Origin of the sequence: Arenibacter antarcticus (genome assembly GCF_041320605.1) — a bacterium.
Taxonomy (GTDB): domain Bacteria; phylum Bacteroidota; class Bacteroidia; order Flavobacteriales; family Flavobacteriaceae; genus Arenibacter; species Arenibacter antarcticus.
The window spans coordinates 4479496-4506463 of sequence record NZ_CP166679.1; the positions used below are offsets into that span (position 1 = coordinate 4479496).

23 protein-coding genes are annotated in these 26968 nt (G+C 39.4%); 7 read left to right on the top strand and 16 right to left on the bottom strand.

Annotated features, from left to right (window positions below):
* Nucleotide 1 precedes the first annotated feature (1 nt).
* The 10 genes from ilvC to KCTC52924_RS18470 all read right to left on the bottom strand — a co-directional run bounded on the left by ilvC (nt 2) and on the right by KCTC52924_RS18470 (nt 11273).
* The gene (ilvC, locus tag KCTC52924_RS18425) at nt 2-1477 is read right to left on the bottom strand and encodes a ketol-acid reductoisomerase (RefSeq protein ID WP_251807835.1); all 1476 of its coding nucleotides are present in this window, start codon (nt 1475-1477) and stop codon (nt 2-4) included.
* Between the two features lie 44 nt (nt 1478-1521).
* Nucleotides 1522-2046: an acetolactate synthase small subunit gene (ilvN, locus tag KCTC52924_RS18430; protein ID WP_251807836.1), complete on the bottom strand. Its 525-nt coding sequence runs from the start codon at nt 2044-2046 to the stop codon at nt 1522-1524.
* 66 nt (nt 2047-2112) lie between these two features.
* Nucleotides 2113-2691, bottom strand: coding sequence for an O-methyltransferase (locus tag KCTC52924_RS18435; protein WP_251807837.1), 579 nt, complete (start codon nt 2689-2691; stop codon nt 2113-2115).
* A gap of 45 nt (nt 2692-2736) precedes the next feature.
* Nucleotides 2737-4470: a biosynthetic-type acetolactate synthase large subunit gene (ilvB, locus tag KCTC52924_RS18440; protein ID WP_251807838.1), complete on the bottom strand. Its 1734-nt coding sequence runs from the start codon at nt 4468-4470 to the stop codon at nt 2737-2739.
* A 76-nt stretch (nt 4471-4546) separates the two neighbouring features.
* The gene (gene ilvD / locus KCTC52924_RS18445) at nt 4547-6229 is read right to left on the bottom strand and encodes a dihydroxy-acid dehydratase (protein ID WP_251807839.1); all 1683 of its coding nucleotides are present in this window, start codon (nt 6227-6229) and stop codon (nt 4547-4549) included.
* Nucleotides 6230-6644: 415 nt separating this feature from the next.
* Nucleotides 6645-7484, bottom strand: a complete 840-nt coding sequence (locus tag KCTC52924_RS18450) for a biotin-dependent carboxyltransferase family protein (RefSeq protein ID WP_251807840.1) — start codon at nt 7482-7484, stop codon at nt 6645-6647.
* Nucleotides 7477-8214, bottom strand: a complete 738-nt coding sequence (gene pxpB / locus KCTC52924_RS18455) for a 5-oxoprolinase subunit PxpB (protein ID WP_251807841.1) — start codon at nt 8212-8214, stop codon at nt 7477-7479. The genes KCTC52924_RS18450 and pxpB overlap by 8 nt, the downstream gene beginning before the upstream one ends.
* On the bottom strand, nt 8211-8954 hold the full coding sequence (pxpA, locus tag KCTC52924_RS18460) for a 5-oxoprolinase subunit PxpA (protein WP_251807842.1): 744 nt from the start codon (nt 8952-8954) through the stop codon (nt 8211-8213). The genes pxpB and pxpA overlap by 4 nt, the downstream gene beginning before the upstream one ends.
* Nucleotides 8954-10147 carry an Nramp family divalent metal transporter gene (locus KCTC52924_RS18465; protein WP_251807843.1) on the bottom strand — a complete coding sequence of 398 codons (1194 nt, stop codon included), beginning with the start codon at nt 10145-10147 and terminating at the stop codon, nt 8954-8956. Before KCTC52924_RS18465 ends, pxpA begins: the two co-directional genes overlap by 1 nt.
* 1 nt (nt 10148) lies before the next feature.
* Nucleotides 10149-11273 carry a DUF2891 domain-containing protein gene (locus KCTC52924_RS18470; RefSeq protein WP_251807844.1) on the bottom strand — a complete coding sequence of 375 codons (1125 nt, stop codon included), beginning with the start codon at nt 11271-11273 and terminating at the stop codon, nt 10149-10151.
* A 366-nt stretch (nt 11274-11639) separates the two neighbouring features.
* Here KCTC52924_RS18470 and KCTC52924_RS18475 point away from each other — a divergent pair, with 366 nt between their 5' ends.
* Nucleotides 11640-12083, top strand: a complete 444-nt coding sequence (locus KCTC52924_RS18475; RefSeq protein WP_251807845.1) for a hypothetical protein — start codon at nt 11640-11642, stop codon at nt 12081-12083.
* Nucleotides 12084-12186: 103 nt separating this feature from the next.
* Here KCTC52924_RS18475 and KCTC52924_RS18480 read toward each other — a convergent pair whose 3' ends face one another.
* Together KCTC52924_RS18480 and KCTC52924_RS18485 are read right to left on the bottom strand one after the other, a co-directional pair.
* Nucleotides 12187-14688 (bottom strand): ABC transporter permease, encoded by a 2502-nt coding sequence (locus KCTC52924_RS18480; protein ID WP_251807961.1) that lies wholly within the window; start codon nt 14686-14688, stop codon nt 12187-12189.
* Nucleotides 14689-14738: 50 nt separating this feature from the next.
* Nucleotides 14739-15428, bottom strand: a complete 690-nt coding sequence (locus KCTC52924_RS18485) for an ABC transporter ATP-binding protein (protein ID WP_251807846.1) — start codon at nt 15426-15428, stop codon at nt 14739-14741.
* A gap of 81 nt (nt 15429-15509) precedes the next feature.
* Here KCTC52924_RS18485 and KCTC52924_RS18490 point away from each other — a divergent pair, with 81 nt between their 5' ends.
* From KCTC52924_RS18490 to KCTC52924_RS18505, 4 genes are all read left to right on the top strand, one after another.
* Nucleotides 15510-16202 carry an arylesterase gene (locus tag KCTC52924_RS18490; protein ID WP_251807847.1) on the top strand — a complete coding sequence of 231 codons (693 nt, stop codon included), beginning with the start codon at nt 15510-15512 and terminating at the stop codon, nt 16200-16202.
* Nucleotides 16203-16244: 42 nt separating this feature from the next.
* The gene (locus KCTC52924_RS18495) at nt 16245-16787 is read left to right on the top strand and encodes a MepB family protein (protein ID WP_251807848.1); all 543 of its coding nucleotides are present in this window, start codon (nt 16245-16247) and stop codon (nt 16785-16787) included.
* A 29-nt stretch (nt 16788-16816) separates the two neighbouring features.
* Nucleotides 16817-17542, top strand: coding sequence for a YoaK family protein (locus KCTC52924_RS18500; protein ID WP_251807849.1), 726 nt, complete (start codon nt 16817-16819; stop codon nt 17540-17542).
* Nucleotides 17543-17645: 103 nt separating this feature from the next.
* On the top strand, nt 17646-19499 hold the full coding sequence (locus KCTC52924_RS18505) for a Xaa-Pro dipeptidyl-peptidase (protein WP_251807850.1): 1854 nt from the start codon (nt 17646-17648) through the stop codon (nt 19497-19499).
* 114 nt (nt 19500-19613) lie between these two features.
* Here the strand turns inward: KCTC52924_RS18505 and carB are convergent, their stop codons facing one another.
* Together carB and rpmH are read right to left on the bottom strand one after the other, a co-directional pair.
* Complete coding sequence (gene carB, locus KCTC52924_RS18510; protein ID WP_251807851.1) at nt 19614-22466, bottom strand: carbamoyl-phosphate synthase large subunit; 2853 nt, start codon at nt 22464-22466, stop codon at nt 19614-19616.
* Between the two features lie 97 nt (nt 22467-22563).
* Nucleotides 22564-22725, bottom strand: coding sequence for a 50S ribosomal protein L34 (gene rpmH, locus KCTC52924_RS18515; RefSeq protein WP_026809253.1), 162 nt, complete (start codon nt 22723-22725; stop codon nt 22564-22566).
* Between the two features lie 214 nt (nt 22726-22939).
* Between rpmH and KCTC52924_RS18520 the strand changes: the two genes are divergently transcribed.
* Nucleotides 22940-23845 carry a DUF6263 family protein gene (locus KCTC52924_RS18520; RefSeq protein WP_251807852.1) on the top strand — a complete coding sequence of 302 codons (906 nt, stop codon included), beginning with the start codon at nt 22940-22942 and terminating at the stop codon, nt 23843-23845.
* On the top strand, nt 23826-24341 hold the full coding sequence (locus KCTC52924_RS18525; RefSeq protein ID WP_251807853.1) for a DUF2892 domain-containing protein: 516 nt from the start codon (nt 23826-23828) through the stop codon (nt 24339-24341). The genes KCTC52924_RS18520 and KCTC52924_RS18525 overlap by 20 nt, the downstream gene beginning before the upstream one ends.
* Nucleotides 24342-24517: 176 nt before the next feature.
* On the opposite strand, the gene cls is transcribed toward KCTC52924_RS18525, so the two are convergent.
* Both cls and KCTC52924_RS18535 read right to left on the bottom strand, forming a co-directional pair.
* Nucleotides 24518-25981, bottom strand: coding sequence for a cardiolipin synthase (gene cls, locus KCTC52924_RS18530; protein ID WP_251807854.1), 1464 nt, complete (start codon nt 25979-25981; stop codon nt 24518-24520).
* Complete coding sequence (locus KCTC52924_RS18535) at nt 25982-26938, bottom strand: lytic transglycosylase domain-containing protein (RefSeq protein ID WP_251807855.1); 957 nt, start codon at nt 26936-26938, stop codon at nt 25982-25984.
* Nucleotides 26939-26968: the final 30 nt, after the last annotated feature.

The following is a 26968-nucleotide window of genomic DNA, read 5'->3' on the forward strand; positions in this document are numbered from 1 at the left end:
ATTACACAATAGGCTTCATAGCGGTCATGGATGCACGCAACCTTGCCCCTACTATTTCTACCGGATGCTCGCGCAATGCCTTGTTTACAGCAATCAACTTAGCATTGTCCACTCCTAAATGTTTTTCATCGGCAAAGTGCTTTCCAATGACATCTGTTTCGATGGATGTCATAAAGTCTGCCAACAATGGCTTACAGGCATGGTCAAATAGGTAACACCCGTACTCGGCAGTATCCGAAATAACCCTGTTCATTTCAAATAATTTCTTTCTAGCAATAGTATTTGCGATCAATGGAGTTTCATGCAAGGACTCGTAATATGCAGATTCCGCGATTATCCCAGATTCTGTCATTGCTTCAAAAGCCAATTCCACTCCGGCACGTACCATAGCCACCATCAATACCCCATGGTCATAAAATTCTTGTTCAGAAATTTTATCGGAACTCGCTGGTGTTTTTTCAAAAGCAGTCTCTCCCGTAGCCGCTCTCCAAGTCAATAAGTTCTTATCATCATTAGCCCAGTCTTCCATCATGGTTTTGGAGAAATGGCCACTCATGATATCGTCCATATGCTTATGAAAAAGAGGACGCATAATATCCTTCAATTCTTCTGAAAGTTCAAACGCCTTTATTTTAGCCGGATTAGACAAACGATCCATCATATGGGTAATTCCACCATATTTTAATCCTTCTGTAACGGTTTCCCAACCGTACTGTACCAATTTGGAGGCATAGCCTGCATCGATCCCCTTTTCGATCATTTTATCGAAACATAAGATAGAACCGGTTTGCAGCAAGCCACATAAAATAGTTTGTTCCCCCATTAAATCGGACTTCACTTCAGCTACAAAAGAAGATTCCAAAACTCCCGCTTTGTGACCTCCTGTAGCAACAGCATACGCTTTTGCCTGTGCCAATCCCTTACCTTCGGGGTCATTATTTGGGTGAACCGCAATCAATGTTGGCACCCCAAATCCTCTTTTATATTCTTCTCTTACTTCAGAACCGGGGCATTTTGGAGCCACCATAATAACGGTAAGATCTTCACGGATTTCCATTCCCTCTTCCACCATATTAAAACCATGTGAATACGATAGGGTAGCTCCCTTTTTCATTAACGGCATAATGGCGGTTACTACGGCCGTATGTTGTTTGTCTGGCGTTAAATTAATTACTAGGTCAGCAGTTGGGATCAATTCTTCATAAGTTCCTACATTAAAACCATTCTCAGAAGCATTTACAAAAGACTGTCTTTTTTCTTTAATAGCTGCATCCCTAAGGGTATAGGAAATATCCAACCCAGAATCGCGCATATTAAGACCTTGGTTCAATCCTTGGGCTCCGCATCCTACTATAACAATTTTTTTTCCTTGTAATGCCGATACCCCGTCAGAAAATTCAGAAGATTCCATAAATCTACATTTTCCCAATTGAGTTAATTTCTCCCTTAATGATAGCGTATTAAAATAATTTACCATTTTTTAAAATCGATTTTTATCCTGACGTTTATCAGGGTTATTATTTATTGATTAAATTCTTTTAGAATTGCCGAAATCTGCATTTCGGCCTTGGAAACGGCTATTCTCCCCGAACGTACAAATTGCATGATACCATACGGCTTTAATTGCTGATACATTTCGTCTATTTCATTTCTTCTACCGCTTTTCGCCAAAACAAAATACTCCCTAGAAACAGTCACAATTTGGGCATTGCTTTCCTTGATTATATTCTGAATATTTCTTTCGTCGAACAATAAGGTAGAAGCCACTTTGAACAATGCAGACTCCTGATAAATAGTCTCCTCATCGGTATGGCTAAAGGCTTTAATAACCTCAATTTGTTTTTCAACCTGCCCCACAATATTACGCACCCATTCATCAGTAGTATACACTACAATGGTGAATTTAGAAACGTTGTCTATTTCTGATTTTGAAACATTTAAGCTCTCTATATTAATATGTCGCTTTAAGAATATTCCTGATATCCTGTTCAGTAACCCTACACTATTTTCGGAGTATACTGAAATCGTAAACCATTTTTTTTCCATCTCCCAATATCTTGCCCTTCCGATTATTAAAGGAAACTTTCGGGCAATTTTAAATTAATATTAATTCTATTTCCTTACTGCAATGATCAATCCGGTGGACCAATTTATTTTTGTGATGACCAGATCTTTTCTTTTCTCTAGATCAGCCACCAAATTATCTACATTTTCCTGATGTCCCTCTGGCCAGTTTGGTTGTGCCAATAGATCGTCTATAACATAATAGCCACCCACCTTAATTAGGGCTAATAGTTCGTCTAACCGACTGTATTTCCCTGGCCAAGCATCAGCGAAGACCAAATCAAATTTCTCCCCTTTATAACTATTGATCCATTTAGCGCCATCGTCACAAACTATTTGAACGCGTTTATCCTGACCAAAAAATCCTTCTGCAATTTTACAGAGTTCAGGATCATTATCCACGGTTATTAGCACTGAATCTTCGTCCATTCCGGCAACCATCCAGGATAATGAAAGTCCAATTCCAGTACCCAATTCCAAAAAGCGGGACTTAGGTTTGGAAGCAATCAAGGTTTTCAACAAAGATCCTATATAAAGGTCCGAAGGCATAGTGAAACCAATCTCGTTAGATTTCATTTCTATTTCAGAATGATACAATGGTCTGTCCAAAATATTAAAATCGTTCATGAGCCCCATTTAAAACCTTTAAAAACACAGGTGTATATAGTATTGTTATTTCAATCTAATATCCGATACCGATGCCCCTGCAGGAATCATTGGAAAGACATTATCTTCCTTTTCTACTTTAACTTCTAAAAAGTAAGCGTCTTTGGAGGCCATCATTTCTTGTATGGTTGCCTTTAGGTCCTTGCGTTCACTTACCCGTTTTGCCTGAATATCATACCCTTCAGCAATTTTCACAAAGTCTGGATTTACCATTACGGTAGAAGCATATCTACTTTCAAAAAACAATTCCTGCCATTGACGTACCATCCCCAAATGATCATTGTTCAATACCACGATTTTTACAGGGGTCTTGTTTTGAAAGATAGTTCCCAACTCCTGAATTGTCATTTGGTATCCTCCATCACCAATAATAGCCACAACTTCCCTATCCATGGCTCCCATTTTGGCTCCTATTGCCGCTGGTAAAGCAAAACCCATTGTCCCTAATCCACCGGAGGTTACATTACTTTTGCTTTGTTTAAATTTGGCATATCTACATGCAATCATTTGGTGCTGACCAACATCGGATACTATAATTGCCTTATGCCCGGAGGCAATATTGATTTCCTCTATAACTTCGGCCATAGTGAGTTTATCCTTGGTAGGATAAACATCATTTTTTATGACCTGTTCAAATTCTATCTTATATTTTTCCTTAAATTCATTGTGCCAAGATTCGTGTTTGTTAGATTTGATCAAAGGCAACAATAAATCCAAGGTCATCTTTGAGTCGCCCAAGACTGCTACATCAGCCTTTACGTTTTTGTTTATTTCCGCAGGGTCTATGTCGAAATGAATTATTTTTGCCTGTTTTGCATAGGTATCCAAACTTCCGGTAACCCTATCATCAAAACGCATACCGATGGCTATCAACACATCACACTCATTAGTCAATAAATTGGGCCCATAATTCCCGTGCATCCCTACCATTCCAACATTTAGGGGATGATCGGTATCCATTGCAGAAAGTCCCAAAACGGTCCACGCTGCAGGAATTCCCGCCTTTTCCACCAATGCCTTTAATTGTTCCTCAGCTTTCCCTAAAATAACCCCTTGTCCAAACACAATAAATGGCTTTTTGGCCGCATTGATCAAATCGGCCGCAATTTCGATCGATTTTGGATCTGGCTTTGGGTATGGAATATAGCTACGCACACCCTTGCAATGCTCATAACTAAAGTCAAATTCTTCAAATTGCGCGTTTTTGGTAATATCTACCAATACTGGGCCAGGTCTACCTGACCTTGCTATATAAAAAGCCTTGGCTAATACTTTCGGTATTTCCGAAGCCTCGGTCACTTGACAGTTCCATTTGGTAACTGGTGTAGAGATTCCTATGATATCTGTTTCCTGAAAGGCATCCGAACCCAATAAATGGCGAGATACCTGCCCGGTTATACACACCATTGGAGTAGAGTCTATCTGAGCATCCGCCAAACCGGTCACCAAATTGGTTGCACCGGGACCTGAGGTTGCCACTGCCACCCCTACCTTACCCGTTACCCTTGCATAGCCTTGAGCGGCATGAGTAGCTCCCTGTTCGTGCCGAGTTAGGATATGGGTAAGTTTATCCTGAAACTTATACAACTCGTCATAGAGCGGCATAATGGCGCCACCGGGATACCCGTAAATTAAATCTACCCCCTCTGCTAAAAGACAATGGATAATAGCTTCGGCACCACTTATTCTCATGGTAACTTTTTTTACTGATTCTGCTTTTTCCTTTTTCAATGTTTCCATAATCGTAGACCTAATCGGTTAACATATTGGCATCTCTACCCTTAAATTTCCTTGTTCGGGAAATGTTTGTTTATAATTAAAATTCATCGGTAACGCATCCTTTTGATGCAGATGATACTGTTTTGGCATATTTATATAGGACACCACGCTGAAACTTCAATTTTGGTGCCACCCATTTTGCTCTTCTATGCTGTAATTCTTCGTCTGAAATTTCAATATTTATAGTATTTTTCTCAGCATCTATCGCAATAATATCCCCATTTTCAACTAAAGCTATATTCCCACCGTCTTGAGCTTCTGGAGCAACATGCCCCACCACAAAACCATGAGAACCACCAGAGAAACGACCATCTGTAATTAAAGCTACATCTTTACCTAAACCTGCTCCCATAATAGAAGACGTTGGCTTTAGCATTTCTGGCATTCCCGGCCCTCCTTTTGGGCCTTCATATCGAATAATAACGACATCACCTTTCTTGACCTTACCATTTTTAATGCCTTCGTTTACAGCATCTTCACCATCAAATACATTTGCTGTTCCTTTAAAATATAGGCCTTCTTTTCCCGTAATTTTGGCTACAGCACCTTCGGTGGCCAAGTTTCCGAAAAGAATTCGAATGTGCCCTGTTTCTTTTATGGGCTTATCCAAGGTCCTTACAATATCCTGACCTTCCAGTAAATTAGGGACGTTTTCTAAGTTTTCGGCCAACGTTTTACCTGTTACGGTTAAACAATCACCATGAAGCATATCGTTATCCAATAAGTATTTTAATACCCCTGGAATACCCCCTACGGCATGCAGTTCTTCCATTGAATATTTCCCACTTGGCTTAAGATCTGCCAATAAAGGCGTGTTATCACTAAGCCTTTTAAAATCTTCTAAAGTAAATTCTATCTGCGCCGCTTTAGCTATTGCCAAGAAGTGAAGTACCGCATTGGTAGAACCACCAAGTACCGTAACCAATCTAAAAGCATTTTCCAAAGACTTCTTTGAAACAATATCTGAAGGCTTAATATCTCTTTCCAACAAAAGACGTAACGCTTCACCAGCTTTTATAGATTCTTGTTCTTTTAATTTGCCATCACTTACTGCAGGATTTGAGGAATTATATGGTAATGACATTCCCAAAGCCTCAATTGCAGAAGCCATAGTGTTTGCTGTATACATACCGCCACAAGCACCTGCGCCTGGACATGCTTTATGAATAACCTCTTTAAATTCTGACTCATCAATGGTTCCAGCTACTTTTTGACCATAGGCTTCGAAAGCAGAAATAATATCTAATTTTTTTCCGTTATGACACCCTGAAGCTATAGTTCCACCGTACACTAAAATGGAAGGTCTATCTAAACGCAACATGGCCATTAAGGCACCAGGCATATTCTTATCACACCCAACAACAGTGATAAGACCATCATAGCTCATCCCCTCTACTACGGTTTCCATAGAGTCTGCAATAATATCTCTAGAAGGCAATGAATAACGCATCCCTGGAGTACCATTTGCTATGCCATCACTAACGCCAATTGTATTAAAAATTAGTCCTATTAAACCAGCATTTTCAGTGCCCTTCTTAATATGAACCGCCAAATCATTTAAATGCATATTACAGGGATTGCCCTCGTAACCAGTACTAGCTATTCCTATCAAAGGTTTTTTTAGATCTTCATCCGTTAAACCAATAGCGTGTAACATAGCCTGTGCAGCTGGTAATGTAGGGTCTTGTGTAACAGTCTTACTGTATTTATTTAATTCCATCGATCTGTATTCTTTTCTAATTTTAATACTATGCTTTCACTATGACTTTCAAAGATAACGGTTTAAAACCCCTATGTGCTTTAACATAAAAGAATGATTTAAATTCAATTATCTAGATTTGATTTCAAACAGCTCAAAATCAATTAGTTAAAGTTGTAATTCATATCATATTCAGTAGGATTTATTCTTGTCCTATTTCATTTTATAGATCTCTATTTCCGTAAAAAACTATATTTAAAAATTTTAATAAAAAAAGCCTGCATCAAATGAATCTGATACAGGCTTTTTTAATCAAAAGAAATCCGTATCACCCCTTTATGGGATAATAATGACTACATTGATTATATTCTTATTTATTTTCATCGAGTAAAACTAGTAATTAAAAATTAGAACGCAAAAAAATTAGAATCATTTTCTATTTTAACATAAAACTGATGTAATCTCCAGATTTTTTTTGAGCCAAAATAGCAATGGAACTGTCGGAAAGTTGCAATATTCTAGGATATCCCCCTGTGGTCTGTCCGTCCTTCATAAGAATGATTAATTTTCCCGATGGCGTCAACTGAACTGTCCCCGGTAAAGTTGCAGAGGTGAGCATAGACATATCGCAGCCGTCTATAGTTTCATTTAATTGGTAAGCCATTCTGTTATTTTCCTTTGCGACAGAAAACTCCATGGAAAACAATTTACCCAATTGCCTATCCGTCAATTCCCCAAATTCTGGACCCCTGTATACTTCAAGAGTCATACTGTCTAGTCCTGAATCTACCTTGATCTCAGAAATTTTCGGATCAAAGTCCTTAAAAGGCACATAGGGCAAACTCACCAATGTTTTTATAGAGTTTCTCTCTGTAACTGGAGCGTAAAAAGACCTACTCCCTAAAACAGGTGCAGTCTTAAATCCGTCTTTGACCGCTAAATAGGCACGAAATCCGACCTCCAATTTACCATAGGCCAGTACATCTCCCTTTTTCACCTTATAAACCTTGTAGTTTAAAATTCTAATATTGTTCAGGGTGGCCATCATTTCTGCACCGCCTAGGGCAATGTAGGTTTCCTCCTTGAATTCCAAGGTAGGTCCGGTCATAGTGATTTCCAAAACGGCAGAATTTTCATCATTTTCCAAAATGGCATTGAGCTTGGAAGCTGCATAGGCATCCATTACCCCTGAAACTGGAACACCCATGTCCCTATATCCAAATCTACCGGAATCCTGCACTGTAGTAAAAAAACCTGGTTTTAAAATATTAAGCATCCAACGCTATTTTTTCTATTTTATAGATTCCGACTTCACTTTCAATTAGATGCAACTGATATTCCCCTTTGGAGATAGGGTAAAATTGAATTTTATCGCCCACCTTTACGAAGCAAGGTTCTTCTTTTTGAGAATTGAACATTGCAACAGAACAACTCCCTATTATATTCCAACCCCCAGGGGAATCTTGGGGATATACACCCGTTTGTTTCCCTGCAAGTGCTACAGAACCTTTGAGTACCTTGGCACGTGGGGTAGCTCTCCTAGGCACCTCCAAGGCTTCCGGCACACCTCCTAAATACATGAATCCTGGCAAAAACCCTATACCGTAAACAGTATAAATGGAAGTTGAGTGCAGTTCTATTATGCGGGCAGTAGTAAGATTTAAGTGAAGCGCGATCTCTTCCAAATCTATTCCAAATTCCTGATCATAACACACGGGAAGCCTCCATAGATATCTATCTGATACTAAAACCTCTGTTTTTCGATCGTACCAATCTAAAAATTGTGGTTTTAGACCCGCGAAATCCAACTCCCTATCCTTACATACCAAAGTAAGGGAATTATAGGCAGGAATAAACTCCCATTCAGTTTCATTTAAGTGGTTATCCTTAAGGTAACGGGAAAACTGCAGAATATCCACTAAAATAGCTTCTTCTACTTTTTTTGGCCATTCCACCAAAAGGGCATGTATTCCAAATTGCCGAACCGATATATTGTAATTCCTCAATTTTTTATAAAAATTTTATGCTTTGGTAACTCTTGGGAAAGATACGTTAATATTTGTAATGTAGCGGGTGCATCCCCATGAATACAGTAGGTATCCGCCAATAATTTTATGGAAGTCCCCGCTACCGTCCTCACCTCTTGTTCCTCAACCATATAACGAATGTGATTTAAAACTGTCACGGGATCCTGGATCAATGCATTGTCGTGATTTCGTGACACCAAAGAGCCGTCAGTATTATAATTCCGATCTCCAAAAGCCTCATATTTTATCTTGAAACCGTTTATTAAAGCCACCTCTTCCATTTTTGACCCATAGGGCACATACAGTACAACCTTATCCTTAAGATCCGCAATTGCTGAAATAAAAACCTCTGCCATCCTACTATCCCTCGCAACATCATTATATAAAGCGCCATGAGGTTTTATATGAGTCAATGGAATATGAAGTTCAACGAGCACGCTTTCCAAATCAAGAATTTGAGACTTTATACTATTTATCAGCTCCCTATCGGAAATATTTATTGTAGTACGACCAAAATTCTCTTGGTCTGGATAAGATGGGTGTGCCCCTACCAACACCTTGTGTTCCTTGGCCAGACCAGCTACCCATTTCATCGTTTCCTTGTTGCCGGCATGACCTCCACAGGCAATGTTACAGGAGGTGATATGAGGCATGATCAAGGCTTCATTATTAAAACCTTCCCCAAGGTCACAGTTGATATCGATGGAATATGTTTTCATTAAAAAAGTCCAAATACGGTGAATATACTCTTTCCTCCTAGTACCAGCGCCAACAAGATGATTAATACTCCAAGAATGTTTTGAAAATTAGTATTTTGATGCCCTTGCATTACCACTTTTAAGTTTACAACCCACAACAAGAATATCGCAATTATAGGTAATAACAAGCCGTTGGCTACTTGTGCAAGTTTAATAATTTCTATGGGTTTTATGCCAAGGGACATAAAAATTACTCCCATAATTATAATTATCATCCACACCAATTTGAAACGTAGGTCTTTCAAACCCGCATTCCAACCAAAGCAGCTATTCACAACATACGCGGCCGCAAGAGGTGCCGTAATCGCAGAAGTGAGTCCTGCTGCACACAAGCCTATCCCCATAAAGTATTTGGCGCTATTGCCATAAAGTGGTTTCAATCCTTCAGCCATATCCATTGCTGTTGTAATCTCCTTGATCGGGATACCGGATGCGGTAATAATAATGGCCATAGATACCAAGCCTCCCATAAAGATCGAGATTACGGTATCCTTTCTTGCCGATTTTAAATCGGCTTTGGATTTCCATTTTTCGCTTACTAATGAAGCATGTAAAAACAGGTTATAAGGGACAACCGTAGTTCCGACTAGTGCAATTATGGTGAGTACACTCCCTTCGGGTATTTGAGGAACAAAGATCCCCTTAAAAACACTTATTATATCGGGTTTGGTAACAATGGCGGTAATTAGAAAGGACAGACTCATAACAACTACAAGGGAAACTAAGGACCTTTCCAAGATTTTATAATTGCCGAAAAACAAAAGTAAAAAGGCAACCGCTCCCACAGCATAAGGATAATAGGCCAAAAGCCCATCACCAAAAATTGCTTCCAAACCCAATGAGGCACCACCAATATTCCCACCTTCATATGCGGCATTTCCGAGTACAATTGCCCCTAAAATCAACCCTAGAACCATATTTCTTATCCATGGCACCGTTAATTGATCCTTAATTACAGTCGCCAGTCCTTTTTGGGTAACCACGCCCAATCTGGCCGCCATTTCCTGTAGCACCACTGTAGCAATAACAGAAAGCATCATAGCCCACAAAAGGGAATATCCAAATTGAACACCGGCCAAAGTACATGCTGTAACCGTGCCAGGACCAATAAAGGCGGCTGCGATCAAAACCCCAGGGCCCATTTTACGGAACATACTAATGAGCAGAGTTTAGGGCGTACAAGGCAAAACTTCCCAACCAATGGGTGCCACTATAATTATCGTCCACAATACTGGGCAGGGAATAAGTAATATGGTCCGCTGCAATAGTTTTAAGGTGTTCGTATTGTGGGAAGGTCTCGGCAATACCGTATAAACACCAGGCCCTGCTAAAATTTAATCCATCTAAATGGACCAACTTTCCATCAGCACGGTCACCTACCCTACCAGGTTCCAATGTAAAGTTAGGATCTACCAATTGTGGCAGGAATTTATGGAGCCATACCTTAAATTGTTCTTCACTATATACTTTTCTTACAAGATTTGCTTCCTCCAAACAGGGCGACAAAAAATCAAATCCACTTGGCTCCCAGTTTATTGGGCATTCCGTATCCTGCTTATAAAAACGCGAAACACTGGTGGCTATGGCATTCTTAAGATTGGAATTATTTAAAGATATCGCATAATCCCATGCCAAGGAAAGTCCAAATGCGGTATTGGTATGCTCCCCTACCCTAATGGGGTAATTTAATTTTGGAAGGAAGTTCATATATGCCGTAATAATATAATCCGTTAAGGGTTGTAGGTTAGCCTCTAATTCCCTAGCCAAGGGATCCTCCCAAGTATGCAACTCCTCTGCAAGTTTAAGGATCCACGCCCAGCCATAGGTACGTTCATAGGTAGCATTTCCCGGCATATTAAAATAACTAATTTCTGCCTCGATATTGTCTTTGGAAATGTTCTGTATCAATTTATCTCGTATGGTAGCCGCCTGGTTTAACCTTGGAAATTGTTTTAGCAATGACACCAAGGACCAATGTCCGTGGACAGAGGAATGCCAGTCATAGCATCCGTAGAATGCAGGGTGCAATTGTTTGGGACTGCCCAAATGTGTGGAATCCTGTAAGGACTGGTTTAATTTATTAGGGTACTCCACTTGAAGACATTCCAGCGGCAAAAGTGCCAAACGATTGGCTTCGCTAAAAGTGAGCAAAGGTGCGGAATAGGATTCTGAAATATTCAAAACTGCCTTCGTATCGGGTTTGCACGCTATTGCCAACAAACAAGCCAAAACACTAAAAATAAACGTACCTAACCTCATATTACCTACAAATTTATCCATTGGTAAATATATATGGTTATTCCATTAAAAAAGGATATTGTTCGCCTAAAATATTCAATTGGCCTTACCATAGGTCTCATACCTACTGCCCTTTTGTGCCCAGCGAAACAACACTAGAGCATGAACTCTAGATAAGTCACTAATTTAGTGGATTAATAGCTTGTTTGTATTTTTAATTTGGCTGAAGAGTTCCTTAAAATGAGTTTTTTGGATAGGTGAAAATACGTGATTTACAGGCTGATTTAATTTTATACTAACGGATTGTTGCAGTTCATCTAAAACTTATCACTTTAACATCATCCCAATATAATAAACCAACAATTATGAGGTTATAGTAGTCCCTAATTAATTTTTTAACCTACTTAAATGATCTGTTTAGAATGTAAGAAAACTCTTAATTATATCTACCATAAAAATGCATTGGACATTTTTGGATTGGAGCTTTGTACCAAGCATAAAATCCGATTGGAGAAAATAATTAAAACGAAAGGCACCTCCAAAGAAGTAATACAATTATACTATGGCTTAAAAGATGCGGGCTTAAATCCAATGTTAGAGTGGTGGGATGGAACAAAATCCATTGATATAGCCATCTCTAGGGTAAAGCTTAATATTGAGGTTAGCACCGAATATCATAGTATCTCGCATGAACAGGCGATAATTGACCTAGAAGAGGCTATGCATTCATTTAAAAATGGTTTTACGACCATCAGAATTCCACAAGTGCTTATTAAGTATTATTTAAAAGAAACGGTAATTAATATCACGGGGATCGTGGAAGGATTAAAAGCCAACATTAAGGCTATATAAGTCGATTAGCCATTTAATTTTCGCAAACCGCATTAGTGGGAGGGAGTAGGTGTCCAATGAGCATCCACTCCCTCCATCAATTAATTACGGACTACCGTTATTTTTAATTCCCTTCTCTTCTAAGCACCTCCAATGGCGGGCTCGTTATTACACTTCTACTGTTGGTAAGCCCTATAATCAATACCAGCATTACAATTCCTGGAAATAATATTAAAAATGGTACCGTGGAGGGCACAAAAGGAGCATCGAATATCCACCATGCCAAAAACTGACTGCTAACTAAGGAGAGGAGAATTCCGGATAGACTTCCCAAAACTCCAAGGTACAGATATTCCAAGGCTGTTATTTGCATAATTTGAATACTTCTTGCTCCTAAGGTCCTTAACAACACACTTTCTCTGATACGTTGGTATTTACCAGTACGTATTGCCCCTAATAGAACGATTATTCCTGTTAGGATACTAAAGAAGGCCATAAAGTTAATAATCCAGCTTATTTTATTTAAAAGTCCCTCTATCACCGTCAATATCTGTCTTAGGTCCAATATGGAAATATTGGGAAATTTTCTCACTAAGTCTCGCTGCAATTTGGCGGCTATTGTGGTATTGGGAGCATTGGTGGTCAACACTCTAAATTGGGGTGCATTTTCCAACACCCCTTTGGGGAAGACGATGGTGAAATTGGGCTGCATCCTACTCCAATCCACAGCCCGTATACTATGGACCTTGGCGTCCATAATTACGCCTTGCACATTAAAAATTATTTTATCCCCTAAGGAAACCAAAGCATCCCTTGCAAAATTATCACTTACAGAAATAGGGATTTCCTTTCCAGGCATTACTTCTTTTACCCAATTCCCCGACTCCAAAGATTCTGAGGCCGTCATGCTATCGCGATAGGTTACCCGGAACTCATGGTTTAAAATCCACCTTCTCACCTTGGAAGTTGTATCCTTTCGTATCTCGTTTACAGCAGTCCCTTTTAATTCTTGTATCCTCATTGTTACGATTGGGATATCATCTAAAACAGAAAGATCATTTTCCCGAATGGTACCAGCAACTGCTTCGCGTTGCTCGCTTTGGACATCTAAGAGTATCATATTAGGACTATCCGCTCCATTTTCTAAACTGGCTTGTGAGAGCAATAGATCTTTTGTGAAATACAAGGTGCTGATTAAAAAGGTACCTACCCCAATGGCCAATATCAGAATTAGAGTCTGATTCTGTGGACGAAATAAATTTAATAGGCTCTGCCTGGCCGTAAAGCTCCATGTGGATGGAAAATATAGCTTTATTCCCCGCATCAAAAAATGGGCAACTGCTGCTAATACCGTAAAGGTTATTAAAATACCACCTACAAATGCCAGCGCATAGCGCCAATCCCTAAGCAACCAGAGCGAAAACAGAAAAATAAATATAAAAATACTACCCGACACAAGGATACCAGACAATTTAGAGGCATTAGCGTTCCCATTCCCTATTCGTAATGCTTGCAATGGTGACACATAAAGTGTTCCCATCAATGGATATAAGGCAAACAATACCGACATTAACACCCCTAACGACAGCCCCATAAAAATTGCTTGGGGTGCCAATGAAATCTTAACTTCTACAGGTAATAAGCCTTCTAATATTATAGGGAATCCTTGTTGTAACAGTAAGCCTACCACAGTGCCCATAAGTCCGCCCAAGAAACCTATCACCGCAATTTGGGTTAAATAAATCAAGAACGTCTGTCTCTTGGTGGCGCCCAGACACTTTAACACTGCCACATTAGGCAGTTTACTTTTAATATAAACATGAACGGCGCTTGCTATACCAACGCAGCCCAACAACAGGGCTATAAATGCGACTAGGTTTAAAAATTTTCCAAAATTGTCGTATCTCCGCCCTAAATTGCGACTGGTTGAAAAATGGGTGTCCAAATCCGCTTCCTCGGCATCTAAAATAGGGTTCAACGTTTTATCCATCGCCTCCAAATCTAACTCTGGAGCGGCTACAAAATAGTACTCATATTCCAACCGGCTTCCCTGTTGAATCAACCCTGAATCTTCAATAAAACGATAGGGGATTACCACCGCAGGAGCAATGGAACTAAATACCGAGGAACTCCCTGGAATGGAATTTATTGCCCCTGCAATGGGTAAGGTAACCTCCCCCACCTTTATACTATCTCCTGGGACTACTCCCAGTTGAAGCATTACTGTAGCATCAACCAAGGCGGCCCCATTTTCTTGGTACTGGATTGCTGCTTCTTTAGGGTCTGTATCTATTTCTCCATAAAATGGGAATCCACCTTCAATACCTCGGATCTGCACCAATTTTGAGCTGCCCTTTGCTACGAATGTCGCCATGGATGGGAAATTGATTTCCTTGGCTTGGGCACCCCCAAGCGAATCCATAATTTCTATAACCCTCTTATTAGCTGGCCGCTTGCTATCTATAATAAAATCGGCACCCATAAGGGATTTGGACTGTACCGAAATATTTTTCTTAAGGTTGTCTCCAAAGGATTGGATGGACACAACTGCGGCTATTCCAATGACGATAGAGGCCATAAAAAGCACCAACTTTCTGGCACTGGCCTTCCCATCACGCCAAGCCATAATTAGTACCCAAAGAAAGCCTGCTTTGGAATGATCGTTGGAATTCCTGTTCACGATATTGGCGTATTTTGTTCTGTAATTATTTTACCTCCCTTTAATCTAATCTGATGTTGGGTCATGTCTGCCAATTCCATATCATGGGTTACGATTACCAAGGTGGTTCCGGTATCTGCATTAAGATCAAAAAGCAAACGAATTATCTTTTCACCAGTTTCGGCATCTAAGTTGCCCGTTGGTTCATCGGCAAATAAAATTGAAGGTCCATTGGAAAAAGCTCTAGCAACTGCAACCCGCTGTTGCTCCCCACCAGAGAGCTGTGATGGATAGTGGTGCAAACGATTTGCCAATCCCACCTTCTCCAACAACTCGATCCCTTTTTTCGATGCCTTCTTAACCCCTTGCAACTCCAAGGGGACCACTACATTTTCTAAGGCTGTAAGTGTCGGTAACAATTGGAAATCCTGAAATACAAAACCCACTTCCCTACTCCGCAATAGCGCTCTTTCATCTTCACTTAAAACACCAAGGTTGGTCCCACAAAGTTCGATAATACCGGTATCCGCTCTATCCAAACCGGCACAAAGCCCAAGTAAGGTTGTTTTTCCACTGCCCGAAGGCCCTACAATGGAAAAGGTATCACCCTTCTCTATCGTAAAGGATATATTTTGAAGTACCTTTAGTTTTTTTGAACCACTGGAGTAAGATTTCTCCAAGTTGCTTACGTTTAATATCTTTGCCATTATTCTTCTAATGTTGCTTTTGTTTCCTTAGTTGCAATTAGGCAAAATAAGAAAATGAATTTGAATTAAATCCATTATCACATGCGAACCTTGTTAAGCTTTTGTTATTTAATTATTTTGACCTCGTTTATTTCCTGCGGGGAAAAAACACAAAACAAAACTGAGGATAATGCGGTGATAAGCGAACAGGACACCACGGAAATAATGGATTCTGTAAACAATAAGGTTGTTTTGTTCTATGGAAATAGCCTAACTGCAGGAATGGGCCTAGATCCCAATGAAGCGTTTCCGGCGCTTATTCAGGAAAAACTAGACACCCTTGGCATGGAATATAAGGTAATAAATGCTGGACTTAGTGGGGAAACATCGGCCAGTGGGAAGAATAGAGTTTCTTGGGTCCTAAAACAAAAGGTGGATGTGTTTATTTTGGAATTGGGTGCCAATGATGGATTAAGAGGAATCCCGTTGAGTGAAACCAAGAAAAACTTACAAGATATTATTGATACAGTAAAATCAGAAAACCCGGATACGGTCATTATTTTGGCAGGAATGCAGATTCCACCTAATATGGGCCCGGAGTACTCTGCTGAATTTAAAAATCTATTTCCCCAATTAGCAACACTAAACAATTTGATGTTGATCCCATTTTTGTTGGAGAACGTGGCCGGAATACCAGAACTCAATCAACCAGATGGAATTCACCCTACAGCGGAAGGACAGCGAATTATCGCTAGGAACATTTGGCCCATTATACAGAAAGCTATCTCGGAATAAATGTGCATTTAACTACTTTGCAACAACTAATTCAATTTGCAATTGACAAAAGCATCGACCTTAAAAACAATTGATTACTTGGCTTTTCTCTCTAAAGAAATCTATACGCCTTGCGGTATGGAGCTAAACAATATTTGCCTCTCCCCGGAAAGCACGGAATACCAAGCATGTACCTATCAACTTAACCATAAGCCGATTATGGGGAGAATGGCTAAAATTACTCCTCAAAAAATAGGTCAGTTTGTAACCTTATGGAAAAGAACCGAGCAAGGAACCACTACCCCATTTACTGACGGGGACAACATTGATCTGTTTGTAATTAATGTGCAATATAATAGCCAACACGGGCAATTTGTCTTTCCTAGATCTGTATTGCTGGAGCAGGGTATTATCACCGGAGACAAAAGGCAAGGGAAACGGGGTTTTCGAGTTTATCCCGCATGGGATCACCCCATTAATAGTACGGCAAAAAAAACACAAAAATGGCAACTTGAGTATTTTTTGACCATAAGATTAAACTTTAAAACCGACCTTCACAGGGTCCGTAAGCTATTCGCTAACGGAATAACTGCTTCCACTGATTAGGACAACGAAACCTATAATAAAAGATTTAAATGTTTAGACATCAAGGCAAATATAGAACTGCCAAACACAATTTAAAAATCGCTTCTTTACTTTCCTTTGTTGCAGGAATTGTAAATGTTACTGGTTTTTTGTCCATCCACAAGCTCACCACAAATGTAACAGGTCATTTTGCGTTTTTTATCGATGAAATCCATAGATGGGAACCATGGCAGGGAAGCGTTTATTTGCTCTATATCCTTTCCTTCCTTTTTGGTTCCTTTATTTCAAGTACCTTAATAGAGCTGACCGATATTCGCGAAAGAATAAACATTTATGTGCTCCCTACACTTTTGGAGGCAGGGACACTGGTAATGATCGCTGTCCTAGTACAGACACTAAGCGATCCGTCTGCAAGTTTAATTGCCTGTCTTTTGCTTTTCGCTATGGGGGTCCAAAACTCATTTGTTACCAAAATATCAGATGCAGTAGTGCGTACTACCCACTTAACCGGACTCTTCACAGATTTAGGTATAGAGCTATCCTATTTAATGTTCCCCAAAAAGCATCTGAACAGGCACCATATTAAAACCAACATTAGATTGCGACTCTATATCATAAGCTTTTTCTTTTTAGGAGGTATTTTTGGTGGGTACCTATATACCTTGATCCAATTTAATGTTCTTTTGGTGGCTGCTGCGCTTCTTATTTCCGGTTTAATGTATAGTCGTTTAAAATTTAAGGCGATTTTGGTCAGGAGAAAATATCAAAATAGATAAGCTAGACCCTAATTTCATATTCCGATATAAAATCACCCTTAAAAACAAGGTTTTAAATAGTTTTATTAAAATACTCGACTACTAAATATTTAATTTTTACACTATGAACAAAAAAGTTAACCTCACTCTTTGTCTCTCTTTTATTTTTGGGATTATATGCCTCGTAAATGCCCAGACAAAAGAGGTTTCGCAAGCTAAAAAAACTCTCCCGGTATTTGAAAATGGAGAAGCCCAGATTGTACCTGAATTTAAAGATGCCACAAAATGGATACGGCACGACCTCTGGGTTGAAACCGAATTTGATACTGATGGCGATGGAAAAAAAGACCGTATGCATGTTGCCGTTACAAGGCCTTATCAAACAGATACCGAAAATCTAAAATTGCCAATTATATATATCACCAGTCCTTATTTTGCTGGTGTAGCTCCCTTTTTGGAAGGAAGTTTTTGGGATGTAAGGCATGAACTAGGGGAACCTGCTCCCCCACGGGTTCACCCCGAGGTAGTCCGTACTGGAAAAAGACCCATTATCTCTAATTCCCATATCGATACCTGGGTCCCTAGAGGCTATATCGTGGTCCACTCCTCCTCACCAGGAACAGGTCTTTCACAAGGGTCCCCTACCGTTGGTGGAGAGAACGAATCTTTGGCCCCCAAAGCAGTTATAGATTGGCTATGTGGCCGCGCAAAAGGATATACGGAACCCTATGGCAAGGAAAGGGTGAAGGCCAATTGGTCTACAGGCAAAGTAGGAATGACCGGTACCAGTTATAACGGAACCCTGCCCTTGGCAGCGGCAACAACGGGAGTAAAGGGATTAGAAGCAATCATTCCGATCGCTCCAAACACCTCCTACTATCATTATTACAGATCTAACGGACTAGTAAGGTCGCCAGGGGGCTATCTTGGAGAGGATATAGATGTATTATACGATTTTATACATAGCGGTGATGAAAGCAAACGTCCTTATAACAATGCTAATGTAAGGGATATAGAGATGAAAAATGGAATGGATAGGATATCGGGGGACTATAACGATTTCTGGGCCGGACGCGATTATTTAAATCAAATGGGACCGATGAAAGCCGCCCTATTGATGGCGCATGGGTTTAACGATTGGAACGTGATGCCAGAACACAGTTATAGGATCTATAAGGCCGCTAAGGAAAAGGGGCTGCCTGTACAAACGTATTACCATCAAAATGGTCACGGTGGAGAGCCACCATTAACGATGATGAACCGATGGTTCAGCCGTTATTTACACGGAATTGAAAACGGTGTGGAAAACGATGCTAAGGCATGGATAGTTCGCGAAAACGATGCTAGAGACCAACCAACACCCTATGCTGAATATCCAAATCCCCAAGCTTTACCGGTAACCTTGTATTTAGAAAAAGGAGCGCCAGCCACAGGAGGACTATCCCTAGATAAATCCATAGATAAAGGAAAGGAAAAACTAATTGATAACTACTCATTTTCGGGAGCTGTATTAGCGCAGGCAGAAAATACAGATCACCGGCTACTTTATGTAACTCCTAAATTATCCCAAGATCTTCATATTTCCGGAACAGCAAAAGTAACCATTTCACTAGCAAGTACTAAAACCGCGGCCAACCTGTCCGTTTGGTTGGTCTCCCTTCCATGGAACAATGCCCATAATGCCAAGATTACCGATAACATTATTACCAGAGGTTGGGCCGACCCTCAAAATCACAGCTCCTTAACCCAGGGTGAACCGTTAAATCCAGGAGAATTTTATGAGGTTTCCTTTAATTTAATGCCAGATGATCAAATTATTCCCCTAGGACAGCAAATAGGATTAATGATTTTTTCCAGTGATAGGGAGTTTACTCTTTGGCCGGAACCGGGAACCGAATTAACAATAGACTTGGCCAACACCAATCTTGTAATCCCTGTGGTAGGTGGTGTAGAAGGCTTTAAAAAAGCTATCAAGTAATATTTGATAAAAAAATAAATTGCATTTTGAGATAAAAAAACTCCTTTGCCACTATATTGGGCAAAGGAGTTTTTTATTATCTGGGGACAGCCCCACGGAAATGTAATGGCAAGCTTACTTACTCAAATACATTTTACGCCTAGCGTACAAGTTGTAAAATTGATCATCCTTTAAACTATCGATAAACAAAATACTTTCTCCAGTACTCTTCATCTCTGGCCCTAAGTTCTTGTTTACATTAGGGAATTTATCAAATGAGAATACTGGTTGCTTAATTGCAAAACCTTCCAATTTAGGGTTAAAATTAAAGTCTTTAACTTTTTTCTCCCCTAGCATTACTTTAGTTGCATAGTTTACATAAGGTTCCTTATACGCTTTTGCAATAAAAGGTACCGTTCTAGAGGCTCTAGGGTTGGCTTCAATAATATACACCACATCCTCCTTAATGGCGAATTGTATATTGATTAAACCTACTGTATTTAAGGCCAAGGCTATTTTCTTGGTATGGTCCTTTATCTGCTGCATAACCAATTCACCTAGATTAAAAGGTGGTAAGATAGCATTGGAATCGCCCGAGTGTATTCCACAAGGCTCTATATGCTCCATAATCCCGATGATATAAACATCTTCTCCATCACAAATAGCGTCTGCTTCCGCTTCGATAGCACCATCTAAGTAGTGATCTAACAATAATTTATTGTTGGGGATCTTTCTTAAAAGATCTACTACATGCGCTTCCAACTCCTCTTTGTTGATGACAATTTTCATTCCTTGTCCACCCAACACATAAGAAGGTCGTACTAGAAGCGGGAAATCCAACTCATCGGCAAGCCTCAGTGCATCATCTGCAGTTTCGGCCACTCCAAATTGTGGGAATGGAATATTGTTTTCCGCTAAAAGATTGGAAAAACTTCCACGATCTTCTGCTAGATCTAGTGATTTATAGCTTGTCCCAATAATCTTGATACCGTATTTATCTAGCTTTTCTGCAAGTTTAAGCGCGGTTTGTCCTCCTAATTGCACAATAACCCCTTCAGGCTTTTCGTGTCTAATAATATCATAGATATGTTCCCAGAAAACAGGTTCAAAATAAAGCTTGTCCGAAACATCAAAATCGGTAGATACAGTTTCTGGGTTACAATTGATCATAATGGTCTCGTACCCACATTCGGCTGCAGCCAACACGCCGTGTACGCAACAGTAGTCAAACTCTATCCCTTGTCCGATCCTATTTGGTCCAGAACCAAGTACCACAATTTTTTTCTTATCACTTACCACGCTATCGTTCTGCACATATTTTGTGCCGTCCGGTTTTTCTATTTCAGCTTCAAAGGTAGAATAGTAATACGGGGTCATTGCCTCAAATTCTGCCGCACAAGTATCCACCAACTTATAGACCCTATTAATATTTAGGGCAACACGTTTGTTGTATACCTCACTTTCGTAGCAATCTACCATATGGGCAATCTGCCTATCGGCGAAACCTTTTTGTTTAGCCTCCAACAAGAGATCCTTTGGAAGTGATTCTATACTGTATTTGGAAATTTCTTTCTCTAACTGATAAAGTTCTTCATACTGACGAAGGAACCACATATCAATTTTGGTGATCTCGTGGATCCTGCTAAGCGGAATCCCCATTTGTATGGCGTCGTAGATTACAAATACACGGTCCCAACTTGGTACGGTAAGTTTTTGTATAATTTCATCATAATTGGTATACCCTTTTCCATCTGCACCCAGTCCGTTCCTTTTAATTTCCAAGGATTGCGTAGCTTTGTGCAAGGCTTCTTGAAAAGATCGGCCTATTCCCATAACCTCACCAACAGATTTCATCTGAAGTCCCAACGTACGATCCGATCCTTCAAATTTATCGAAGTTCCATCGCGGTATTTTAACAATCACATAATCTAAACTTGGCTCAAACAAGGCAGAAGTAGACTTGGTAATCTGATTGCTAAGTTCATTTAAGTTGTAACCAATTGCCAATTTAGCGGCAATTTTTGCAATGGGATAACCAGTAGCTTTGGAGGCCAAGGCTGAAGAACGTGATACACGAGGATTGATCTCTATGGCAATAATATCTTCCTTTTCATCCGGACTTACGGCAAACTGAACATTACAGCCACCAGCAAAATCCCCGATACTCCGCATCATTTTAATGGCCATATCTCGCATTCTTTGGAAAGTGCTATCAGATAGGGTCATTGCCGGTGCAACGGTTATAGAATCACCGGTATGGATTCCCATGGGGTCCATATTTTCAATGGTACAGATGATAACTACATTATCATTCTTATCGCGTAGTAGTTCCAATTCATACTCCTTCCATCCCATTAAGGCCTTATCTATCATGACCTCGTGAATAGGTGAAATTTCGAGTCCAAGGGAAAGCATCTCGTCAAAATCTTCTGGCTTATACACAATAGATGCTCCAGCACCTCCTAAGGTGTAGGAAGCTCTAATTACCAATGGGAATCCAAACTTCTGGGCAATTTCCTTCCCTTTCAGAAAAGAGGTTGCAGTAGCCTGTGGCGCCATACCAATCCCAATTTTAAGCATAAGTTCCCGAAATTTTTCGCGATCTTCAGTAATATTGATAGCATCTATATCTACCCCAATGATCTTCACTCCAAACTCTTCCCAAATTCCCTTATTATCCGCCTCTATACATAGGTTTAATGCGGTCTGACCACCCATAGTAGGTAATACGGCGTCTATATTGGGATGTTTTTCCAATATTTCCCGAATAGAATTGGTAGTCAAGGGTTTTAAATATACATGATCGGCCATAGTAGGATCCGTCATGATCGTCGCTGGGTTACTATTAATCAGTACTGTTTCTATTCCATCTTCCCTTAAGGACCGAAGTGCCTGTGTACCAGCATAATCAAATTCACACGCCTGACCTATTACGATGGGACCAGAACCAATAATTAAAATAGAGTTTAAATCTTTTCTTTTGGGCATTATAGTGAGTATTAAAAATATAAAACAAATTGGTCAAAAAAAAGGTGTTACTCTGTAAAAAGTAACACCTTTGAAATTTTAAAAAACAATATTCCCATTATTTTTTATGCTTCAGTTCAGAAGATACAGATAATTTCTTTCTTCCTTTTGCACGTCTTCTAGCTAGAACTTTTCTACCATTGGCAGTAGCCATACGTTCTCTAAAACCATGTTTGTTTTTTCTCTTCCTTTTTGATGGTTGAAATGTTCTTTTGCTCATCGTGGCCTATTTTTATGATCTACTTAAGTTTCTATTGACAATTATTTGGCATTGGAATTTTGTAAAAGTCTTAGACAAAATCCGGCTGCAAATATACAAAGAGTTTTTGCTTTGACAAATCTAATTAAAAAAATATTTTTTTTAGAATTGTCCACCTACATGCCCGTTCTATTTTATTACTTTTGCAACGGCTTAACGAGAATCAATTATTAACATGAAGCGCTTTGTTATTTTATCTGTTTTTACCCTTTGGCACATAGCGGGCTTAGGGCAAGTGACCTTGGCATATCATTTAAAAAAAGGAGATATCTATAAGGTAAAACAGAAAGCCGAGCAAATCATTACACAGGAATTAGATGGAGCCACCCATGTAATTACCAATCACATTGACGGTGTTTTGGAGTTTAGAGTACTATCTGAGGTAGCGCAGGGGTACGAAATAGCACTCACATTTAAAGATTTAAATCTTATCATAACTTCTAGCATTGAGGGGGAATTAATGAATGTGAAGGCCAAAGAGGTTATTCAAGGGGATATTCAATCTAAAATATTCAATACTATTTTGGAGAACCCGGTGAAATTAATATTGTCAAAAACTGGAGATATCCTTAAAGTACAAGGCGGGGATAGCCTTGTGTCCAAAATGGCAAATGCCTCTGGACTTAAAGACGATTTTGCAATTAACTTGATGAAAAATTCCTTAAAAAAGGAGTTTGGGTCAGAAGCTCTGTCCAATAGCTACAAACAGATGACCTTTATATATCCGATCCAGAAAGTAAGCATCAACGATAAGTGGAAAAATTCCTATAACGGAAAATTAACGACAACCAACACTTGGACCTTGATAGGAATTGCGGACCAAAAAGCAACTATACATGGCAAGGCCAATGTTACCGTGTATAATAAGGATCCCAACACCACCATGAAACTAAAGGGAACTCAAAACACAAGGATTATCTCCAATATCAATACAGGTTTCATTATTAAGATGACTGTGGAAGGAATTTCAACTGGAGTATCCAACTTAGTGCAATTAGGCGATCAGGAATTGCCCACTACTATAAAATCTAAAATAACTTACGAATTAATTAAAAAGGAACATGTTCAACAAAAACTTTAAGCTGATCATTGCTGCGTTAATAATTGCTTATGCGGTATACCAATTTGTAGAAGGCAACATAGGAAACGGAATTTCCCTGATCTTTTTGGCTTCTATTTTTGTATTTCTTTACTTTAGGAACGAAATTATTCTTTTGGCCTTCTTAAAAATGAGGAAGCAGGACCTTGCAGGCACAAAAAAATGGTTGGATAAGATTAAAAACCCAGAAGGTGCACTAACCCAGAAACAACATGGGTACTACAACTACCTTAACGGAATAATTTTCTCCCAGACCAATCTTACTCAGGCGGAAAAATATTTTAAAAAGGCTCTTAAATTAGGCCTTAATATGGATTATGATGTGGCTATGGCGAAATTGAGCCTCGCTGGTATTGCTATGCAAAAACGCAGAAAGCGAGAAGCTACTACTCTGCTAAACGAAGCCAAAAAACTGGACAAACAGAATATGCTTACAGATCAGATTAAAATGATGCAACAGCAAATGAAAAAGATATAGTAATTAGATAGCATGAAACGCTACATATTATTTAGAAATAACAATCGTATTTCACACTAGTAATCCACAGTTTCCAGTGTAGAAAAAATAATCCATATTGCATTTATGATTGCCAATACAAGACTTCCTTAGTCTTGTATTGGCAATTGGTTTATAAATGGATATCTACCTGCATATTACATTAACGGCGCCCACAACCTACTAAAAGATTCCTTAAGCTTTCGCAGTATTCCTCTATTCTCCCATCGCTCTAGAGTAACCTCATCGCAATCTAGCAAGTCTTGATTAAACTGCTCTACCATTTGTTGATTGACCTCTTTATTATAAAGGAGGGCATTGATTTCAAAATTCATGGAAAAGCTCCTATAGTCCATATTGGCCGTTCCTATACTGGAGAACATATCATCAATGACCAGGGTCTTGGCATGCACAAACCCCTTGTTATACCTATAAATATGGATTCCCGAATTTAAACACTCCTCTATATAGGAATCGGTTGCGTATTGAGCTGCCATTGAATCCGATTCGTAGGGGATAATAACCTTCACCTCCACTCCACTCCTCGCTGCTGTAGTCAGCGCTGTTAGAATAGAAGAGTTGGGCATAAAATAGGGTGTTGTGATTAGGATTCGATCCATAGCCGAGTTGATAGCACAAAATATAGCCTCCATAATATTTGCCCAATCACTGTCTGGTCCACTTGCCGCAATCTGGATGGCAACTGGTTTTTTGATATTTGCTTTCTTTTTAGGCAAAAGAATTTCCTCAATTTCCAGCTCCTCTTTGGAGACAAAGTTCCAGCTCAAAACAAAGGAGGATTGTAGTGCACCAACCGCACCCCCCATTATTCGGAGATGGGTATCCCTCCAATATTTATCATTGTCATAGGAATTATCATATTTTTGATCCAGATTAATTCCGCCTACATACCCTATCTGTCCATCAATAACTATAATCTTTCTATGATCCCTATAATTGAGTTTGCTAGTGGAATTGGAAAATAGAACAGGGAGAAATGCAAAGTGCTCCACTCCGCTCTTTGTAAGCTTCTTTTTGTTCTTAGAAGAAATACTGCTTCCTACATCATCATAAATCAACCTAACCAAAACTCCTTCTTCCGCTTTACTACATAGGATATTAATAATTTCGCTCCCCAATTCATTATCGAAGAGGACAAAATATTCCATATGTATATGATGCTTGGCGAGGGCCAAATCATTTCTGAGCTGCTTAAATTTCTCTTCCCCGTTAATAAGTATCTCCACTTCATTATCAAAAGTAAGAACTGCATTTTCGTTGTTTCTCAACAAGCGATAGATCTTGAGTATCCCTTCGCCAAAAAGGTCCTCTAAATCTTGCCTTTCCTCCTTGTTCAGGCTAAATTTGTTACGCCACTTAATTAACCGATCATTGTCTAGGATATACTTTTTTTCAAATATCTTATCCTTTCTATAATCCTGTCCAAAAAAATAGTACACCAATAGTCCCACAAAAGGCAATACGGCCAAAACAAATATATACGAAAGTGTTTTGACTGGGTTCTTATTCTTAAGAACAATCAAAATTGAAAAGGCTATTACCAATAAATAATTTACTCCCAAAAGAATCTTCCAAATATTATCTTTTAGGAAGTCGAACATCTATTTGGAGATTTTATAATATCCTTTGTTGGGAATTTCAATAGTATACTTCTTGTTGCTGCTATTATTAAGGTGTGGTTCTCTTAACCAAGGATTATGTCGCTTTAAAATTTTATAATTTATTTCATACAGATGAGCGAAATCGGCAAAATCTGCTACTGGTTCGTCAATTTCAACGGTAAAGGTTGGCACAGCAGAGTACATATCCTCAGGTTCTAAATGAAACCCATATTTCTCAGGGTTTGAAAGAATCTCCTTAATCGCCAGTATCCGGAACACATAGCGTCCGGTCTCTTCTCCAAGAAGAAGGTCGTAATACTTATCAGCTTTCTGAACCCCCATATATCTTTGAATACCTGCTGGTCCGGCGTTATATGCTGCAGCAGCTAAAGTCCAGCTTCCAAATCTTTCTTTAGATTTTATAAGGTACCTACACGCTACTTCTGTAGATTTCTCTACATGGTATCTTTCGTCCACATTTTTATTTATTTCCAATCCGTAATCCTTGCCTGTTCCACTCATTATTTGCCAAAATCCCGTTGCTCCTGCTGGGGAAACTACATTTTGAAGACCACTTTCGGCTAGGGCCAAATACTTGAAATCGTCTGGAATGCCGTTTTTAGCCAAAATAGGCTCTATAAGTGGGAAAAACTTATGAGCTCTTTTCATCAGCAATAAGGCGTTGGACTGCCAGTAGGTATTCACCAAAAACTCCCGATCTACACGCTCCATAATTTCTGGATCCTCAAAAGGAACAGCTTCTCCAGCAAAATTTAAATCTTCTGGAATTTCTATGGCTGTAATACGATATCCCGCATTGTCGCTTGTAACTGCTTTGGAATTGTCAGGTTCCACTGCCATCGCAATTTCCTTATTGTTGCTTTGCACAGCAAAAATCAAAGTGCTGCCCACAAAAAGCACTCCCAAAATCATCAAAATATTCTTCAAAATTTTCATATAGCTCGTTTTATTTATTTCTAATACTTG

Bases quoted from the DNA above. Each gene is read 5' to 3' on its own strand.
- ilvC (WP_251807835.1), bottom strand. From the start codon at position 1,477: ATGGTAAATTATTTTAATACGCTATCATTAAGGGAGAAATTAACTCAA.
- ilvN (WP_251807836.1), bottom strand. From the start codon at position 2,046: ATGGAAAAAAAATGGTTTACGATTTCAGTATACTCCGAAAATAGTGTA.
- KCTC52924_RS18435 (WP_251807837.1), bottom strand. From the start codon at position 2,691: ATGAACGATTTTAATATTTTGGACAGACCATTGTATCATTCTGAAATA.
- ilvB (WP_251807838.1), bottom strand. From the start codon at position 4,470: ATGGAAACATTGAAAAAGGAAAAAGCAGAATCAGTAAAAAAAGTTACC.
- ilvD (WP_251807839.1), bottom strand. From the start codon at position 6,229: ATGGAATTAAATAAATACAGTAAGACTGTTACACAAGACCCTACATTA.
- KCTC52924_RS18450 (WP_251807840.1), bottom strand. From the start codon at position 7,484: ATGCTTAATATTTTAAAACCAGGTTTTTTTACTACAGTGCAGGATTCC.
- pxpA (WP_251807842.1), bottom strand. From the start codon at position 8,954: ATGAAAACATATTCCATCGATATCAACTGTGACCTTGGGGAAGGTTTT.
- KCTC52924_RS18465 (WP_251807843.1), bottom strand. From the start codon at position 10,147: ATGTTCCGTAAAATGGGCCCTGGGGTTTTGATCGCAGCCGCCTTTATT.
- KCTC52924_RS18470 (WP_251807844.1), bottom strand. From the start codon at position 11,273: ATGGATAAATTTGTAGGTAATATGAGGTTAGGTACGTTTATTTTTAGT.
- KCTC52924_RS18475 (WP_251807845.1), top strand. From the start codon at position 11,640: ATGATCTGTTTAGAATGTAAGAAAACTCTTAATTATATCTACCATAAA.
- KCTC52924_RS18480 (WP_251807961.1), bottom strand. From the start codon at position 14,688: ATGGCTTGGCGTGATGGGAAGGCCAGTGCCAGAAAGTTGGTGCTTTTT.
- KCTC52924_RS18485 (WP_251807846.1), bottom strand. From the start codon at position 15,428: ATGGCAAAGATATTAAACGTAAGCAACTTGGAGAAATCTTACTCCAGT.
- KCTC52924_RS18490 (WP_251807847.1), top strand. From the start codon at position 15,510: ATGCGAACCTTGTTAAGCTTTTGTTATTTAATTATTTTGACCTCGTTT.
- KCTC52924_RS18500 (WP_251807849.1), top strand. From the start codon at position 16,817: ATGTTTAGACATCAAGGCAAATATAGAACTGCCAAACACAATTTAAAA.
- KCTC52924_RS18505 (WP_251807850.1), top strand. From the start codon at position 17,646: ATGAACAAAAAAGTTAACCTCACTCTTTGTCTCTCTTTTATTTTTGGG.
- carB (WP_251807851.1), bottom strand. From the start codon at position 22,466: ATGCCCAAAAGAAAAGATTTAAACTCTATTTTAATTATTGGTTCTGGT.
- rpmH (WP_026809253.1), bottom strand. From the start codon at position 22,725: ATGAGCAAAAGAACATTTCAACCATCAAAAAGGAAGAGAAAAAACAAA.
- KCTC52924_RS18520 (WP_251807852.1), top strand. From the start codon at position 22,940: ATGAAGCGCTTTGTTATTTTATCTGTTTTTACCCTTTGGCACATAGCG.
- KCTC52924_RS18525 (WP_251807853.1), top strand. From the start codon at position 23,826: ATGTTCAACAAAAACTTTAAGCTGATCATTGCTGCGTTAATAATTGCT.
- cls (WP_251807854.1), bottom strand. From the start codon at position 25,981: ATGTTCGACTTCCTAAAAGATAATATTTGGAAGATTCTTTTGGGAGTA.
- KCTC52924_RS18535 (WP_251807855.1), bottom strand. From the start codon at position 26,938: ATGAAAATTTTGAAGAATATTTTGATGATTTTGGGAGTGCTTTTTGTG.